Source organism: Tepidanaerobacter acetatoxydans Re1 (assembly GCF_000328765.2).
Taxonomy (GTDB): domain Bacteria; phylum Bacillota; class Thermosediminibacteria; order Thermosediminibacterales; family Tepidanaerobacteraceae; genus Tepidanaerobacter; species Tepidanaerobacter acetatoxydans.
Window position 1 is genome coordinate 2,495,110 of the sequence record NC_019954.2, and the last position, 14,880, is coordinate 2,509,989.

A 14,880-nucleotide genomic window follows, 5' to 3' on the forward strand; every position below is an offset into this window, starting at 1 on the left:
ATACATTTAATAAGGCTTTATGATATTTGCTTTCAGGGTTGCTGCACTCATACGCCTTCCATCTGCTTTCGCTTACATATTCATCTACCTTGGCAAAGCAACAGGATATACACCTGATACTTTTATTTGTTTTTATAGGGCACCTCCTAAAAAAGGGCATAGAAAAAGCCCTGAGAGCAAAAGCCCCAGAGCTAAGATTTGATCCGAATTTAATTGTATAATAAAATAGGCTGTCTAAGTTTATCTTGGAAAAATCGCATACATACTACGTTAAATATCATTTAAAAATAAAAATACGAGATGGTGCGGGCACCTTCTCGCTAAAAACCATAAAGGTTTTCCCTAGTTTTGCAGCCAATTCCAAATTAGCATAGCCCGAAACCATTGACATTACTAATGATTTCGGGTATTTTTATTTTAAATTTTAGTCAAATAATGCTGGTGTTTTATGGCGTTACATGGTATAATTGTAAGAGATGCCTAATTGTTAAAACGGTGGGGGTTTTTAAAATATATCTTAAAAAAAGTACAAATAAAAAGACTGGAAGGACCTATTTATCAATCGTTAGTAGCTATTATGACAAGAAAACTAAACAATCTCGTACAGCTACAGTTCGCTCCATTGGATATCTGGATGAGCTTGAAAAGAAATATGACGATCCTATTGCTTTTTTCACTGAGGAAGTCCGCAAAATGAATGAAAAGCATTATGAAGAAAGGCTACCCGTTAATCTTAAAATTTCTCTAGATGAATCTATGGAATCCAATTACGATGGCCTGAAGAATTTTGGCTATGCAGCTTTGAGTAAAATTTATCATGAACTTAAAATTGATACATTCCTTAAAAACAGGCAACGACATTCTAAAGAAAAATATGATGCCAATGCCATTATGAAACTACTGGTATTCTCGCGTTTGTTGTATCCTTGTTCTAAGAAAAAGACTTTTGAAAATAGGGATATGTTCTTCGAGAAGTTTGACTTTTCTTTGGATGATATTTATCGATGCCTTTCTTTTTTTAATAAATACAGTGATGATCTTCAGTTTTGGTTACATGAACGCATTAAAGAGCAGTATGGGCGCAATACTGATTTGGTTTATTACGATGTTACAAATTATTATTTTGAAATAGACAAGCAAGATGAGCTAAGGAAGAAGGGGGTTTCGAAAGAACACCGTCCGGATCCGATTGTGCAGATGGGATTATTTATGGATACAAATGGTATACCTATCACGTATAAGCTTTTCCCTGGGAACGCTCCCGATAAAACTACGTTGATTCCTGCATTGGGTAAGATCCAAAGAGAATATTCTTTAGGTAGAATTATTATTGTTGCAGATAGAGGGATAACCACAGGGGATAATATTTGGTATATCCTTTCTGCTAAAAACGGATATATATTGAGCTACTCTGTTCGATCAGCCGATAGGGAATTTAAGGATTATGTCCTTGATGAGGATGGATATATCCATAAAGGCGATGGTTTTAAAATTAAATCTAGGCTTTATCCAAGAGAAATAAAGGTGACTTCGGTGAGAGGAAAGAAGTTAAAAAAGACGGTAGATGAAAAGCAGGTGATTTTTTATAGCCCTAAGTATGCAGCCAAAGCTAAACAAGAGCGTGCGCAAGCACTGATTAAGGCAATGGATTTGATTAAGAATCCTGCAAAATACAATAAATCAACATCTTTCGGTGCTGCTAAGTATGTAAAAAACCTTACCTTCGATGCTAAAACCGGCGAGATATTGGAAAGTGTTTACCAACACTTGGCTTTTGATGAAGAAAAATTACGTGAAGAAGAAAAGTTCGACGGATATTATGCCATTGTTACTAGCGAATACAAGGAGTCTCCTGAGAAGATCATTGAGATGTACCGCGGTCTTTGGAAGATTGAAGAATCTTTTAAGGTTACAAAAAGCGATTTTGAGAGCAGACCGGTTTATCTGTCGCTGCAAGAACATATTGATGCTCATTTTTTAACTTGCTTTATATCACTTGTAATTATCAGGATACTTGAGTACAGGTTAAAGTGGAAGTATTCTGTGACAGAAATACTTGAGAGCCTTAGTAGGGCATCCTGTTGTAATATTAAGGAGAATTATTATCTTTTTGGCTTTTACAATGATGTTCTTAAAGATATCGGTAATGAGTTGGATATTGATTTTAGCAAAAAGTATATGAAACTCGGAGATATTAAAAAAATTTTAGGTGAGGTTAAAAAAAGGTGATTTTCACTACAACTTTTTGACAAAAATAAAAAGCCCAAAACCCTTTGTATCAAAGTGGTTAGGGGCTTTTTTGTCTCGTTTTACTGCAAAAGTCAGGATACTACGTTAAATATCATTTAAAAATAAAAATACGAGATGGTGCGGGCACCTTCTCGCTAAAAACCATAAAGGTTTTTGTTCATCGTTAGTATTTACTATACACATAGGTCGTGAAAATACTACTAGGGAGCCCACTCGTGACTCCCTATTTTTGACTTTCATACTACTTTGAGCACTCGTCTCAAAATGTTTTTGTGTTCTTTATTATCCCCACACATTTATATAATATTCATATGCAAGGTTTTTGATTACATTTTTTTAATTGCTTTTTTAAATTGATACTAGGGGACTCACTCGTAGTCCCCTATAATTTGAAACGTAATACTGCTGTCCCACTCGTGAACAGCTTCTTTGTATATTAATAATAACACTTCTATCCCTTTTTGTCTAGGGTAAATTTAAAAAAACTAATCTGATTTCTTTTCTTGTGCCAAGAGCTCTTCCAAGTCTTTTACCCTTTTTTTGAGCTTGTCTATATAAACCAGCTTATCATTAAGTATATTATCCAACTTATCATAGTATCCCTTAATATCCAAGGAAATTGCAATCGCTTCATCAACAGCTTTCATTTCTGAAGGCTCTAGTCTTGCGACATAATCTCCTAATCGAGCTTTGCTTACACAAACAATGTTTCCCAATAACACATTCCCATCTAGCACAACGCCCCCAGAACTATCGTGTTTAGGACTTATTGGTATAACTACGGGCAGTGTAGATGAAGTATGGGTTATCGGGGCCACTATCGTGTTAGGCGATTCCAAATTAGCCCTATCTCGCTGCAAAACCACACAAGGTCTTTCTTTGGACTCTTCGCTGCCAATACCTATGCCTAGATAGCATTTATAAACTTCGCCTCGCTTAACTACTCTTCTTTTTGCACTTTCGGCATTTGAGTCAAGAAATAATTTCGTTTTAAGCCACTCTAAATATTGTTGTGTTTTGGACAAACTGATACTTCTGGACATACCCCTCCCCCTTTAAAATCGTTTCTTCTGTTAAAATAAACTACTACCAAATAAAATTCCCACCCTAGTCCGCATTGTTAAGAGGCGTGGTGGGCTCTGTTACCTTTACAATATACTAAACAAACCCTGCTGCCAATCACCGGAAACAACTTAACAGGTTTCCACTATTTACATTCTATCACATTTTTCGCCTTGCTTTTTGGAATTTCTCTTCTTTTTTCCTTAAGTCTGTCCTTTAACCACTCAGGGTATTTATCTTCTATCGCAACCATCCTGGCATGATATTTACAATAAAGGCTGCCGGGTTTTGCTTCAAGCAGGTAGCCTTGGTAGGCACATTTTTTCATTTGGTTTCATCTCCTAAAAAAGTAAAGCACACAGTTTCCCGAGGCTTCACTTGAATATCTTTCATTTTTATATCTATACACTTTATACTATATCACATCTTTAACTACATTTTAGTCCATTTTAGTCCACTTTTTTAGTATTTTGTTGATTTCTTTTAATCCTTCACTGTGGATTCTAAAAATCCCACTTCTGCTATAGCCTAATTCTAGGGAGATATCCTCCCAGGACCTACCGTTAATATATCTCTTCTCCAATACCAATTGACAATTCACATCTTCCACCTGGCAAATAGTCTCCATTATTTCTTGCTTTAGCTTTATAAACCGGTCTATTTCTTGGTTGATTTCATTTTCCAAATTGATGATTTTAGCCATAGTGTTTTCAAAAGGACCCCTTAGTTCCTCTGATATGCTATACCTGTGAGGTCCTTCTTTATCTCGTTAGCAAGTTTCGACAAAATTCGGGCGGTGCCAGGCACCTTTTATTAAGCTACCATTTCACTGTAGTTTACGATAAATACTTCTGCTTTGTTTTTCTTTATTTCTTCCACAATGGATTCTAATTTTGAAGCTATTTTGGTATCTAGATAATACTCTCCACACTGCTTGCAGATATTTGCAGGCACATTTTTTATAATGATTATTCCTTCTCCAAAATCAACAATATGATTTACTTTTCCCTCTATCAAATTAGCTTTGCAAATAATGCAATTCATGATGCCTACCTCCTTCTAGTTTTTAAATCATCTAACCATTCGCTTTTACTCGGGTAGTATGCCGTTATCATCCAAATATTGTCCTCTTCCAAGGCACATACCACATGAATACTTTTATTATCAACTGTATCGCCTAGTATAAGGCAGCTTGGATAAGGATAGTCATCTTCATAATACTCTATAATTTCTCCGTTTGAAAGACAATTTATAATATCTTTAATCTTTATTCCTCTTTGCTGCATTCTAGTTAAAATATGTCCACTCCACTTTATCTTATCTTTTTTCAAAGCCTCTTTAATATCATCCATCTTAAATGCCATATTTACCTCCGTGCGCCTATCCTTTTACTACTTAGATTGCTTTTAATTATATTATACAGTAAACAGTAATAATATACCATCCTTGATTTAAGGCATGGAAAAGGCCATCTTCAGGGGATTTAAGAATGCTGCGTTTACTTGGAGTCGATAAAAATAACGATATAATGATAATAAGAAAGAACCCCACAAGTATTTCTACCTGTGAGGTCCTTCTTTATCTCATTCGCAAGTTTCGACAAAAGCCGGGTGGTACCCGGTACCTTTGCGAGGGGGAAGGCTTTTTCTCCCCCGAGCTTGCTACTTGTGTTTGACGTTAGTTACCTTGTAGCAGTTACTGTCTTGGCACCTTTGTTAAGGTTTCCGTTCATATCTTCTATAACTCCGTCTGCTATCTCAACTGTTACTACATCGCTTATATTTGCTATTCCTGTAGTAAGAGTTAGCAATACTTTAGTATCTCCGACAGCTACAGAAGTCCCATCTTCTTTAGTAACAGAAGTTACTGGATCCGGAACGCCGTTAACTTTTACTGTAAAGTTAGCAGGTACAGCTGAAGTAGCTTTTATTCCTTCGCTAAATGTCACCAATACCTTGTCAACATCTACTATTTTAGCTGAAAGCATTTGAGGTTTTACATTCTCAATAAAGTTTACAGAGAGTGTAACAGAATCCATAACGTTTCCGGCTTTGTCTGCTATGTTCTTAATCTCTAAGCTTCTTTCACCGTTAACGTCAATAGCTCCATCTCTTAGAGTTAACTTAACTTTTGTTTTGTCTCCATCAAATATCGCAGACACAAATACCTTTTCGCCCTCTACAGTGTAGTTTGCGGTATTTAATGCTGTAGCATTTGTAACTTCCTCACTAAATAATACTATAAAAGTATCATTATCACTATAAACAGCCGACATTACTGTTGGCTTAGTTGTATCGGCAATGTCGCCGATAGTAACGTTTATTGTAGTTAGTGCGTTAGTATTTCCTGCTGCATCTGCTACCAAATTTGCTGGTAGTGTAATGGTGTATTTGCCGTTTGGCATTACACTGTTACTGCCATCATAGTTTTCAGTATTAATCTTTACAGACTCATCATTTCCATCGCCGTCTTTATCATGACTAGTTACGGCTGCTGCTACAATTCCGCTAGTTAATGTCTTTTGAACTCCATCTACTACGTAGGTAACTGGTGTAAGCGCTGCTGCTGTTACAGTAACATCTTCGTCAAATTCTACAACTATATACCTTGTTCCGCTGATGGTTTCTACTGTTACAGCTTTTACCTTCGGCGCTTCGGTATCGGCTACGAAGTTAATTAAAGTGTTGTATGCCGACTCTGCTATAATGGCAGGATTACCGGATAGATCTTGGAATTCGGTTATATCAACTCTCTTTAAGCCTGATAATGAAGTAAAACCAGCGGTTGTTAAATCCACCGTAACTACAGTCTTATCATCGCTAACAGATGCATTTGTAGTAGTAACGGCTACCAGACTGCCGGTTGAGCCAATATCTAATTTAAATATTGTGCCTGTTGTTTTAATTGGCTCTGAAAAAGTCACTATTAATTTAGAATTATATACAGCTTTTACGGAAACAACTTCCGGATTAACATTGTCGACAACCTGTTTTTTAAAGCTTACTGTTACAGGGTTTGGACTAATTAGATTGCTTGCAAAGTCCTTTGCTCCCACTATGGTTAATTTGTATTCTTCACCAACTGTTAACCCTGTCATGTTTAGTGTAAATGACTTTTTATCTGCGGCTAAGGTAATAAGACCAGTAATAGAAACAGTTGCACCATTTTTATCCTTTAATGTTGAAATTCCTTCAAGTGCAGCTGCATTTGCTAAATTCATAGGTTCGGAAAACTCGAATTTTACAGTGTTATTGTCAGGATAAGTTGGTCCACTGATTGTAGGTCTTACAGTATCCTTAAGCGTCACAACAGCTGAATAAGCCTCTATTGGATTACCTTCTGTATCAGTTACTGCAACCGGAACTAACACAGCGTATTGTCCATCAAAGTAATCTGTGCCGCTAGCAATTATAGTTAAAGTTTTGCCGTCCTCACTTAGCTTAGCTTCTGCTGAAGTTGAAGTAACAGCCGGAGCACTTCCGATATTTGTGAAAGTTATATTCTTTAACGTATCAGGTGTACCTGGAGTGATGACTGTGTCTTTTTTCACAGCTTTACTAAACTTAATTTGAACCTCTTTAGCATTAATAGCACAAAATATACTGTTTTTATGTATAAGAAAAAAGCCCTAACCCCACTCATATCAAGGGTTTAGAGCCTCCTTACATGCCTAAATTAGTCTTCATTCATATAATGAGTAGCATTATCCATACTGATAGGTTTTATAAGCTTATAATTCATAAAGGTTTTGTAATAAAATGATCTAATTATCCATTTCCGCGGCTATTTTTTCTATTTCTTTTTTAGGTAGCCCTGTAGCATCAACTATTTGCTCATGGGCAACCCTATAGTTATTACCCTTTTAGCTACTTCCAATTTACCCTGCTTTGCTCCTAGTATTGCCGGCTATACTAACCGAGATACTTTTTCACATCGTCTAGGCTCTCATAGTCGAAGATGCCATCAATTATAACTTCTAGGGTAACTGCATCCAGCTTTAATATCTTGGATTTAAGTTCTTCTGGCAAAGGACCGAACTTTTTAGTTAGAAGCTTTATTGCGGTAGTTATTCTTTCTTCTCTTTTTCCTTTTTCAAGCCCTTTTTCAAGCCCTTTTTCCATTCCTTTTTCAAGCCCTTTTTCCATTCCTTTTTCCAATCCTTCTTTTAAGCCTTCTTCTCTAAGTTTTTCAGCAAGTGTCATCACAACTTCACTCCCTTCGGGATAAGTAGTTTCGATTTTCTTAACTATCTTGCTAACATCCGAGCTTGTTAAGCTCTTGTCTACACTGAATATATAGCGCATAAGTGTTTCAAAGTATTCTGTTGCTGTTTGTTTATCTTCAAGTTCTTTTAGGTATGCTATTGCTCTATCAATAGAATCCCATGCTCCTTTACTACTTTTAGTAAATATATCTCTTACTGTGGTAAAGAATATTTTAAGTTGTGCTTCCCCTTTTATTTCTTCGTCTGTATACCTTGAAATATCATAAAGCAAGTATTCATAGTTTGGTATGTATGCTTTTACATCTTCAGGAAGCTTATCATATCCATTTATCATCTCTTTAAGAGCGGTACTTGCTTTCCATCTTTCTGTCCCGTGGTATATTACAAGGGGTATAATTATTGGAAGCTTATTTAGCTGTTCCTTCCTAACCTTTGCCTCCCAGATTTCTATCATATACTTTAGAAGTTGAAAGGCTATATCCTTTGAGGGATAGCTTTTATGTTCAAAGAGAAAGTAGATATAACCTGGGGTATTATTTATGTTTACCTTAAAGAGAAGATCTGAAAAGCTTTCTTCTAAGTCCTTGTTGATAAAGCTGTCCTTTTGAGGCTCAATAGTTTCAAGGTCTATAATGTTTAATATGCTTTGAGGCAAGTAGTTGGTAAAAAAGTCCTCTGCTACTTCTACATTGCCGAATATTTCCTTAAAGAATTTATCGTGGGGATTTTGTATTCCCATCTCATCACCTCTTTATTTTATTATACCTTATAATTTAAGAGTATAACAGTGGGTTTTACTTTTTGATACAATTTTACTAATTTTTAAGTAAAGCATCAACCTCCCTCTTATACCCATACTTTTTAAGGTATTCAATCAGTGCCCCTTCCATAACCTCTCTTTGAGTTATATTTTTCTCTTTGCTAAATTCTGCAGTAAGCTTTGCCACCATATCGCTCATGTAAATTGCTTTAGTCCTTACAAGCCCTGGCACTACATATCTTGGTATTGTTCCGTCTTCTTTAGTTCCAGATAAAAGTTGGTAAATATCATCCCTTTTTTCATAAAGGAATCTGATAAATGGGATGTATTCATCTATGTCATTTGGCAGGCTTTGGTTTTTTTCTGTTTCCTCTATTACCTCATCTGCTGTTTTTTCTTCTACCTTTCCTATAGTCTTTACATAGTTGCCTTTATAGGCATTCCACTCATAGCCTCTTTTTGCCATGTATTCTGCCATTTCCTTATGGTCTTTAAATCCCTCTTGCTTTGCAATCATCATCGGGTCTGCATTTGCCTTTTCAAAGGCGGTGATGATGCTTGCAACCTTTGTGGGTGCATAGCTTTTAGGGTCTTTTTTGAGTTTATCTGCTATGTTTTCCTTTGGCACATACTGCCCGCTTTCGCTGTCGTATTTAAAGTTCTTCCTTCTCATGTACATGTCAAGGCTTCTATAGTTCTTATATCCCAGCTTTTGTGCAGCTTCATCCCTTGTCATAAACTTTAAGAGCTCTATTATTTTTCTTACCCTTGTATCATAAATCGGTTTATTATCGCTCATTCTTTTCCCTCCTATAAGAGATTTACGGTATCACTTAATTTATTCATGTCCTGGTGAAGGTATCTGGTTGTAACTGCAAGGTTTGCATGACCTAATAGTTTTTGGATGCTCACAACTGATGCCCCTTTTTCTAAAAGGTTTGTTCCAAAGGAATGCCGCAAGATATGTGCTGACACATCCTTTTTAAGTCCTACCTCGTAGGCAGCTTCTTTAATGAGCCTGTTTACATATGAGCTTGAAACCTTTCCAGTGCTCTTTAGGGCAAAGAACCTACTAGATTTTGCATCTCTTATATTTTCTATATAGTTTTTTAGGATATCATAGAGTTTGTCATTTATCGGGATGTCCCTTGCTTTTCCTCCTTTGCCTTTGGTGATGTGAATGACTTTTTCTTCTAAATTTACATCATCTAGTTTTAGATGTATTATCTCTGACATCCTCCCGCCAGTGTAAAACATGGTCTCGACTGCTGTCCTGATAACCGGTTGCTTGATGGCAACCGCCAATTTGTTAAATTCCTCCTCTGTTAAATAGCCTCTTTCTTTTTGCTTTACTTTTACTGGCTCGATAAGGCTTGCGATGTTTTTAGCTGTAATGTCCTTTTTTACGCAGTAGTTGTAAAAGCTTCTTAAGATGTAAACTGACCTGCTTCTACTGGCTGATGCTATGCCCCTTTTCTTTTGGTCTAAAAGATAATCTTCAATATCCTCCAGTGTGACATCTTCTATATACACTGGACAGTTATGCTTTACACTTAAAAAGCTGTCAAAGTAGATAAGCTCTTTTTCATAGCCTGTGATGGTCTGCTCTGATCTGTCTATCAGCTTCATGTATTTTATAAACTCTTGTATCCCTTGACCTAATAGCATTTTATCTCCTCCTTCTTTGGTACTAGCATGTTACCGTTACATTTCATTACTATCAAGTTAATTTTCACTTATAGTTAAGGCATAATTTATATTAGAAATTTAAGAGTTTTAGGGTTAAAAAAAAATAAGCCCTGAAGTTTCAAGGCTTATTAAATATCATGATAGTGGCATCAAAGCCCGCTTGCTTTAATTTCTGCACCTGCCTTTGTGCGTTTTCTCTTTCTTTAAAAGAGCCCGCCATTACTCTATATAGGGTTTGGCTATTTGCAGTATATTTTATTTCCAGCTGGGATAGGATTGCTCCCGCTATTGCTTTTATTATCTCGTCCCTTTTGCTGTCAAATAAACGGTTATCTTCTGTGTTATCTATAAATCCTATCTCAATGAGTACTGCAGGTGCCTTTGTTTCTCTTAGCACATAAAAATTTGCCTCTTTTACGCCTCGGTTAGTAAAACCGATACCCACCAGTGCTGACTGGATCTTTTCTGCTAGCGCTTTAGTCTTTGCTTTTGGTTTTAGATAGGTATAAGTCTCAACACCTTTTGCAGTTTCTGGCTTAAAAGCATTCCTGTGAAAGGATATGAAGTAATCATAGGCTTTTTTGTTTTCAAAGCTTGCCCTCTCTTTAAGGCTTACGGTTTTATCACTGGTTCTTGTTTCATCTACAATAACTCCATGCCTTCTTAGTTCTGCTGCAACTGCTTTACCTAGACTTAATACATCGTCTTTTTCTTTCCTTCCTTTATATACAGCCCCTGGATCAGACCCACCATGTCCGTAATCAAAGCACAATCTAGCCACTTTTTTCATCCTCCTTTCCCAGCTCTATAAATACTGCCTTCAGCTTTTCCGGCACCGGCAGGCCTATCATGGTAGCGTTTTCAATAATGCTTAGGCCCTCATTTGACAGATAGAAAAAGATAACAGCTGTTCTAAGTGCGCTGCCTTTTTGGATAATATAAAAGTCGATGATATGACCAAGCCCTACGAAGGCGAATATAAGCACCTTTTTAAAGATACCTTTAAAGCCAACGCTGCTGGATAGCTTCTTTTCTAAGAAGGCAGCCATAAGACCAGTGATGTAATCGGCAACCACAAAAGCCACTAAGGCATAAAGGAGCCCGTCAAGGCCACCTAAAAACCAGCCGATGTAGCCACCTATGGCAGCAAAAATTAGCTGCAAGGTGTGAATTAGCTCTTTCATATACTGTTTCTCCCCCTTTTCATAAAAAATGTCTTAACGGGTACTTTCTATTTTTATTTCCCCAAGTGCAGATTTTAACTTCCGGGCAAGGGTAGGAAGGCTGCTGCCAAAGGTGACATTTAGCTTAAACCCACCTGCCTCGTAGATTTCTTCCACTTCGGTAATCCGGCTGTCCAGAGTCAAGTTCCAATCTTTATTCTGCACTGTTACGATATCTCCCACATCCCAGTCTTTTTCATATTCAAAGGGACCTTTGGTAAGTATCTCTGATTGAAGCGATATAATCCTTTTGTGTTCAGCAAGTTTCACTTTGCCCCTTTCCGAAAGGTCAGCACTGTTTTTAATATCCCTGGCATCAACAAAGACAACGTGTTTATCAAGACCGGTAGCATCACTGCCTGCCAAGACAATCTCCCGATCTACCCCTTCTCCTTGTCCAGCCACAACAGCATAGTTTGCAAAGCCGATTAAGCTGTCGGTAAATTCCTGGGAGCTTATGTTTTCAAACTCAGGAGAAAAGATAACAGGAGGATTGGTATTCTGGTTTACAGAAAAATCCCTTCCACTGCATATGTCAAATATCCACCTCTTTTGCTCAAAGTCTGGATAGATGCGCCAGCCAAGACCGGTGAGTTTGCTTATTTGCTCTAGCTCCTCGCCCAGGTTCTTATACCGGCTTTGCCACTTAACTACGGGACCCCTGTTTTTGTTTTCAGCTATAGCAAGCATGGGAAACTTCATCTCTGGTATGTCCTTGCAGTTGCGCTGCACATAGTGCTTCATCACTGTTTCTGCATCGTCTTCCTGGATGTCGTAGGCCTGTCCGGTAGGTGGGATGGTAATGCGCTGCTGGGTGATTACCCCTAAAGCAGGTCCTTTGACGGTAAGTATTTCCTCGCCCCGCTCATTAGATTTGATTTCCTTGTGCCGGATAATAGCTGTCTTGTATTTATCTGCTCCCAGCATTATAAGGCTATTAATGTTTAGCTTATCGGTATTTTGCACCTTGCAATTTGTGACCAGCTGGAACTTTCCAGGCAAGTGGTAGCTGCGGCAAAAGGTAAGGGAGAGATAGTTGTCTACCTCTCCCTGTAGGTCAAGTGCAGGTGATAGTATCCTAATTGGTTTCATACCCCACCAGCTTTCTTTAAGTTTCCTGACTTGTAATAGTATTAAATTCTTCTTCAGTTATCTTTCCTGCTTGCACCCAAATTTGCAGCTGCCACTTGCTAGCCCAACCTTTATCGTAGCAAAACTTACACCACTCAAAATCTGTCATGTCACATCACCCCTTCTTCTACTAGGATGGTCTGTAAATTAAAAAGCTGCTGACCTAAAAGTTCATTTTCTCTTTTAGTTTCCAGCAGTTCAGTTTGAGTTTGAAATAGTTGTTGTCCTAAAATACCAAGTTGCTCCTGTTGCAACTCTTCTGGTGTTGGTGGTATGTCTTCGTATTCATACCAGAGCTCTTTTGTGGTAGGATTGCAGCGTAAAATTGGTGCTTTACCTTCTATTTGTTGTGGTTCTGGTATGCTTTCTACAAAAAAACCTTCTTGTTCTAATTCCTCTTTGGTCTTGCCAAATCCGTATTTTTTATGGAAAGGCATAGCATGAACAAGCAAACTCTCTGTTTCGGCGTCATATTTTATAAAATACATAATTTCCCCTCCTGTTATTCTGATACCGTAATATAGGTTTTCATACATTGAATTTGGTTTCCATCTGGATTAATGCCCACAATAACTACGCCTTTATTATCTTCAAAAGAGTACAGGGGACTTAAGTTTCCAGTCTGTCTAAAGTTTTTATAAGATTCAGTCCCATATATAAAAAACCCATTCTTATCTATTGGATGCGACCTAAATTCAGTTGAACATTGTAAAGTTAAGGTTTTATTCTTGTTATGCGTAAAACCATAGCCATACGTATAATGTAAATTGTAGTCATCCATTATATATTCAGACTTAATCAAAGCAAAAGTTTCTATATCAAAATAGCCAACATTTGCCATATACCAGCCATTTTTATAACTATAATTAAACCCGTAGATTATATTAGGAGTTCTACCATTTACGGGGAAGGTCGTATTCGTGGATAGAAAGGAGTCTACTGATGATGTAACTATATTTCCTTTTGAGTCTATGATAGCCCTATTTGAACTATTGTAAAAATCTATTACAAGACAACAATTTGTAGGATACATTCTTGTATAGTGTGGTGATGACCAGTTTGTAAAAGATTTTCTTGTGACTGAGTAGGTGCTTCTGTTTATTTTAGTAAAAATACTGGTTGTCTCGGCAGGGTTTTGTGTTAAACAGTAAATATAGCTAGCATCATAATCTAAAAAATCGACAATAGCCGGGGATAATGTAGCAACTTTAGTCCATGTACTTTCATCATAAATGTGAACTGTGTTGTAAGAATCATTTAAGTTCCTATCTAATCCACTAATAAACACCAATCCATCAAGAACAAAAGCATAATTAAATTTATGAGCGCTTGGAAATGGCGAAGAAATCGTTTGAACAAGGTCCAGAGTTTTCATATCATATACATAAATGCTGGAAGATACGCAATAGAATATATATTTTCCTTCATTATGCTCGGGAACAACCCGAGGAGCTGGGCCACTAACACTTCTTTTTGCTATAACTGGAAAGGTTAAATTGTCAACTGCTGTTACTACTTCAAAATCTTTTATCTTTTTTAACCCGATTCCATGTGCTTTTAATACGCTATCTATATTCATCAACTCACCACCTTGCTGACTATGTCCCCGTCTTTATCATAGGAAATATTCCATATTACAGTATCTAATAATGTAATTCCATCAGTGTCAAAAAACTCCCACGTATTAATTTGGTAATTACCTTCTTCATCGGCATCGCTTACAGTCGATTTCATATATAAAGTATCATCTTTTCTTCTATACTCAACTACTGTAAATATGCCATTTATGTCTTTATCAAAAGCATACAAAGAGTAATTATCTAACTTCTTTTTTATTTCTTCTTTAAATGCATCCCATGCCGACAAGTGCTCATCAAACTGGGTTTTTGTAACAAGATTTGTAGTGTCCTGCACTTCATCAAACCAATCTTTCCACTCTCGGTAAAAATCGCCATCTGGCTCTGATGTTTTAGAATCAAGCCAAGATTGAAACCTGTTGAATATCTCTGTGGTGTTTACCTGTTCAAAAAGGTGTGTGACAAGTCCACATACTTCATTGTCCAGTCTTTCATCAGTTATTTGATGTGCTTCGATAAAGCTCTTTCCTGCGATAACTTCTACTTGGGCAAGGGATATTTCATAGATATTTTCATCTCTTGTCAGCTCCGGTACCTGTGGTGTTTCTGCTGGAGCGCCTTTTAGAATAAAGGCCTTTACATAGCGGTTTTCTAAAGTCTTGTCCAGGCGAATTACAACTCTGTCAATTCTATTAAGTTCTGGGTCTGCCATGCTGTGTTCTAATACTAAAGGCTCTTTTTCAATTTTATAAAGATACCCTTCAATCCAGGCATAGCCGGGCTTAATAAATATCTTCATGTCCCTTTCATCAGTTCCTACTTGCAGGTTTTCTCCTCCGTTAAATATCCCGTTTCTGATAAACTGCCTAAAATATTCGGCAAACTCATCAGCGGTATAGTAGCGCTCATCTTCACCATCGATGGAGTCAAAAAATCTAAACCTTTCCACAATGTCCCTCCTTC

General features: G+C 37.1%; 17 protein-coding genes. 1 reads left to right on the plus strand and 16 read right to left on the minus strand.

Annotation, left to right across the window (positions count from 1 at the left end; translation table 11 throughout):
- Window positions 1–510 precede the first annotated feature (510 nt).
- Complete coding sequence (locus tag TEPIRE1_RS11955; RefSeq protein WP_048894750.1) at window positions 511–2,229, plus strand: IS1634 family transposase; 1,719 nt, start codon at window positions 511–513, stop codon at window positions 2,227–2,229.
- Between the two features lie 506 nt (window positions 2,230–2,735).
- Here TEPIRE1_RS11955 and TEPIRE1_RS11960 read toward each other — a convergent pair.
- From TEPIRE1_RS11960 to TEPIRE1_RS12035, 16 genes are all read right to left on the minus strand, one after another.
- Window positions 2,736–3,293, minus strand: coding sequence for a type II toxin-antitoxin system PemK/MazF family toxin (locus TEPIRE1_RS11960; RefSeq protein ID WP_013779416.1), 558 nt, complete (start codon window positions 3,291–3,293; stop codon window positions 2,736–2,738).
- 164 nt (window positions 3,294–3,457) lie between these two features.
- A complete protein-coding gene (locus tag TEPIRE1_RS11965) occupies window positions 3,458–3,640 on the minus strand; it encodes a hypothetical protein (RefSeq protein WP_013779417.1) in 183 nt (60 codons plus the stop codon).
- A gap of 111 nt (window positions 3,641–3,751) precedes the next feature.
- A complete protein-coding gene (locus TEPIRE1_RS11970; protein ID WP_023211634.1) occupies window positions 3,752–4,015 on the minus strand; it encodes a DUF1492 domain-containing protein in 264 nt (87 codons plus the stop codon).
- Between the two features lie 110 nt (window positions 4,016–4,125).
- On the minus strand, window positions 4,126–4,356 hold the full coding sequence (locus TEPIRE1_RS11975) for a type II toxin-antitoxin system MqsA family antitoxin (RefSeq protein WP_013779418.1): 231 nt from the start codon (window positions 4,354–4,356) through the stop codon (window positions 4,126–4,128).
- A 5-nt stretch (window positions 4,357–4,361) separates the two neighbouring features.
- Entirely contained in the window at window positions 4,362–4,676 is a 315-nt protein-coding gene (locus TEPIRE1_RS11980) for a DUF4258 domain-containing protein (RefSeq protein WP_013779419.1), read from the minus strand.
- Window positions 4,677–4,993: 317 nt separating this feature from the next.
- Entirely contained in the window at window positions 4,994–6,862 is a 1,869-nt protein-coding gene (locus tag TEPIRE1_RS11990) for an Ig-like domain-containing protein (RefSeq protein WP_013779420.1), read from the minus strand.
- 361 nt (window positions 6,863–7,223) lie between these two features.
- The gene (locus tag TEPIRE1_RS11995) at window positions 7,224–8,276 is read right to left on the minus strand and encodes an Rpn family recombination-promoting nuclease/putative transposase (RefSeq protein ID WP_013779421.1); all 1,053 of its coding nucleotides are present in this window, start codon (window positions 8,274–8,276) and stop codon (window positions 7,224–7,226) included.
- Between the two features lie 76 nt (window positions 8,277–8,352).
- Window positions 8,353–9,096 carry a hypothetical protein gene (locus TEPIRE1_RS12000; RefSeq protein ID WP_013779422.1) on the minus strand — a complete coding sequence of 248 codons (744 nt, stop codon included), beginning with the start codon at window positions 9,094–9,096 and terminating at the stop codon, window positions 8,353–8,355.
- A gap of 11 nt (window positions 9,097–9,107) precedes the next feature.
- Complete coding sequence (locus TEPIRE1_RS12005; protein ID WP_013779423.1) at window positions 9,108–9,965, minus strand: tyrosine-type recombinase/integrase; 858 nt, start codon at window positions 9,963–9,965, stop codon at window positions 9,108–9,110.
- 139 nt (window positions 9,966–10,104) lie between these two features.
- On the minus strand, window positions 10,105–10,767 hold the full coding sequence (locus TEPIRE1_RS12010) for an N-acetylmuramoyl-L-alanine amidase (RefSeq protein ID WP_013779424.1): 663 nt from the start codon (window positions 10,765–10,767) through the stop codon (window positions 10,105–10,107).
- Window positions 10,760–11,170: a phage holin family protein gene (locus TEPIRE1_RS12015; protein WP_013779425.1), complete on the minus strand. Its 411-nt coding sequence runs from the start codon at window positions 11,168–11,170 to the stop codon at window positions 10,760–10,762. The genes TEPIRE1_RS12010 and TEPIRE1_RS12015 overlap by 8 nt, the downstream gene beginning before the upstream one ends.
- A 33-nt stretch (window positions 11,171–11,203) precedes the next feature.
- On the minus strand, window positions 11,204–12,301 hold the full coding sequence (locus TEPIRE1_RS12020) for a siphovirus ReqiPepy6 Gp37-like family protein (RefSeq protein ID WP_013779426.1): 1,098 nt from the start codon (window positions 12,299–12,301) through the stop codon (window positions 11,204–11,206).
- Window positions 12,302–12,317: 16 nt separating this feature from the next.
- Window positions 12,318–12,449, minus strand: coding sequence for an XkdX family protein (locus tag TEPIRE1_RS13570; protein ID WP_013779427.1), 132 nt, complete (start codon window positions 12,447–12,449; stop codon window positions 12,318–12,320).
- A gap of 1 nt (window position 12,450) precedes the next feature.
- Window positions 12,451–12,828 carry a hypothetical protein gene (locus TEPIRE1_RS12025; protein WP_013779428.1) on the minus strand — a complete coding sequence of 126 codons (378 nt, stop codon included), beginning with the start codon at window positions 12,826–12,828 and terminating at the stop codon, window positions 12,451–12,453.
- Window positions 12,829–12,842: 14 nt separating this feature from the next.
- Window positions 12,843–13,919, minus strand: a complete 1,077-nt coding sequence (locus tag TEPIRE1_RS12030) for a YncE family protein (protein ID WP_013779429.1) — start codon at window positions 13,917–13,919, stop codon at window positions 12,843–12,845.
- A complete protein-coding gene (locus tag TEPIRE1_RS12035) occupies window positions 13,919–14,866 on the minus strand; it encodes a hypothetical protein (protein ID WP_013779430.1) in 948 nt (315 codons plus the stop codon). The genes TEPIRE1_RS12030 and TEPIRE1_RS12035 overlap by 1 nt, the downstream gene beginning before the upstream one ends.
- Between the last annotated feature and the right edge of the window lie 14 nt (window positions 14,867–14,880).

Bases quoted from the DNA above. Each gene is read 5' to 3' on its own strand.
- TEPIRE1_RS11960 (WP_013779416.1), bottom strand. From the start codon at position 3,293: ATGTCCAGAAGTATCAGTTTGTCCAAAACACAACAATATTTAGAGTGG.
- TEPIRE1_RS11965 (WP_013779417.1), bottom strand. From the start codon at position 3,640: ATGAAAAAATGTGCCTACCAAGGCTACCTGCTTGAAGCAAAACCCGGC.
- TEPIRE1_RS11970 (WP_023211634.1), bottom strand. From the start codon at position 4,015: ATGGCTAAAATCATCAATTTGGAAAATGAAATCAACCAAGAAATAGAC.
- TEPIRE1_RS11975 (WP_013779418.1), bottom strand. From the start codon at position 4,356: ATGAATTGCATTATTTGCAAAGCTAATTTGATAGAGGGAAAAGTAAAT.
- TEPIRE1_RS11980 (WP_013779419.1), bottom strand. From the start codon at position 4,676: ATGGCATTTAAGATGGATGATATTAAAGAGGCTTTGAAAAAAGATAAG.
- TEPIRE1_RS11995 (WP_013779421.1), bottom strand. From the start codon at position 8,276: ATGGGAATACAAAATCCCCACGATAAATTCTTTAAGGAAATATTCGGC.
- TEPIRE1_RS12000 (WP_013779422.1), bottom strand. From the start codon at position 9,096: ATGAGCGATAATAAACCGATTTATGATACAAGGGTAAGAAAAATAATA.
- TEPIRE1_RS12005 (WP_013779423.1), bottom strand. From the start codon at position 9,965: ATGCTATTAGGTCAAGGGATACAAGAGTTTATAAAATACATGAAGCTG.
- TEPIRE1_RS12015 (WP_013779425.1), bottom strand. From the start codon at position 11,170: ATGAAAGAGCTAATTCACACCTTGCAGCTAATTTTTGCTGCCATAGGT.
- TEPIRE1_RS12020 (WP_013779426.1), bottom strand. From the start codon at position 12,301: ATGAAACCAATTAGGATACTATCACCTGCACTTGACCTACAGGGAGAG.
- TEPIRE1_RS13570 (WP_013779427.1), bottom strand. From the start codon at position 12,449: ATGACAGATTTTGAGTGGTGTAAGTTTTGCTACGATAAAGGTTGGGCT.
- TEPIRE1_RS12025 (WP_013779428.1), bottom strand. From the start codon at position 12,828: ATGTATTTTATAAAATATGACGCCGAAACAGAGAGTTTGCTTGTTCAT.
- TEPIRE1_RS12030 (WP_013779429.1), bottom strand. From the start codon at position 13,919: ATGAATATAGATAGCGTATTAAAAGCACATGGAATCGGGTTAAAAAAG.